The organism is Halomonas salipaludis, from assembly GCF_002286975.1.
Taxonomy (GTDB): domain Bacteria; phylum Pseudomonadota; class Gammaproteobacteria; order Pseudomonadales; family Halomonadaceae; genus Franzmannia; species Franzmannia salipaludis.
Genome location: NZ_NSKB01000030.1, coordinates 1 through 1,330, shown reverse-complemented (window position 1 = coordinate 1,330; position 1,330 = coordinate 1). Strand labels below are relative to the sequence as shown.

1 protein-coding gene is annotated in these 1,330 nt (G+C 65.2%); it reads right to left on the bottom strand.

The genetic code is table 11. The features are described 5' to 3' along the window. Positions 1–1,262, bottom strand: a 1,262-nt coding sequence (locus CK498_RS25550) for an IS1380 family transposase (RefSeq protein ID WP_095623648.1), incomplete at its 3' end; no start/stop codon positions are given. Positions 1,263–1,330: the final 68 nt, after the last annotated feature.

Genomic DNA, 1,330 nt, shown 5'->3' with positions numbered 1-1,330 from the left:
CTCCAGCCTTGCCGGGTCTGCCGCTCCAGCAGGCCATGCAGGACCTGGTAGGCGTAGAGGCTGAGCAGCAGGCTCACCTCGTTGCGGGCCATCACGTCCTGAACGGTGGAGGCGCCGCGATCGGTCGACGAGAGGTGCAGGTCGAGCGCCGACTTCACCTCGCCCATGTGCGCCTCGGCGCTGCCGCGCTTGCGGTAGAGCGCCAGGACCTTCTCCGGCGGCCAGTCGAACTTGCCGAGGTTGGTGACCAGGAAGAAGGCATGCAGCAGCAGGTCATCGGGGCGCTCTTGAACCACCAACACCACGCGACGCGGTGCCGGCCAGGTACCCGCTTGGTACTCCAGGTCGTGGCACCACTCGCGAGGCTGCTCGGGTGGCCGGCCAGGTGGCCGCTTCAGGAGCGGTGCCGCCAGCTTCTGCAAGCCCTTGTGACTGCGCAGCCGGCCCAGATACTCGATATCGCGCTCTTCCAGCGCCTCCAGCGTATCGTTGTCGGTGAAACCGGCGTCGATGCGCACCCGTACCTGAGCGCCGGTGCTCTCGTTGAGTCGCCGCACCAGATGCGGGATCCAGGTATCAGCGTTCTCGGCCGGGCCAGCGTTGCCCTCGCGCAGCAGGCCGCCCACCATGTCGCCGGTTTCAGCCAGCGAGGCAACCAGCGGCGAGTAGATGCGGGCACCGTAAAGCCCATGAAATGCCGAGCCGCCCTGGTGGCCATGGACCTCGATCGGCAGGCCATCGATGTCCAGCGTCAGCTGCCTGGGACGCTCACCGTTCTGCAGCGAGGTCAGGCGCCAGACCACCAGCCGCAGTAGGCCTTCATGCACGGCATCGATATTGTCGTTGCGGCCAAGGCAGCTCAGCAGCCGCGACAGCGTGGCTTGAGACGGCCGGTCCTGGGCCAGGGGCGTCATCCCTCGCGCATCACTGCAGGCCAACTGCCAGAGCGGGTCGCGGCGCAGCGTGTCGGTATCGCTAAGATCGATCCAGCCCATCGCCCGTTGCAGCACCAAAGTCCGCAACTGACTGGCCAGCGAGTGGTGGATGCGTAGCGGGTTGCGGAGGTCGACCAGATTGTCTTCCAGCGCCTCGACCACGCCGCTGTTGTCGAGGGCTTCACGCAGCAGCAAAGCGCCGCTGTCGCTGGTGGTGCGCTGGCCGCTCAGCTCAACACGGACAGAGCCGTTGCACGAGGGCGACCAGGTCGTTAGGGTTTCACCCATGGCGAGTGGTCCTCTTGAATCGTGTTCTGGCAGGAACATCCTGATTCTACAAGAGAAAACCACTTGCCATCTTCGTTTTCAGGTCGGCCTCATGAATAAGCCAGGCT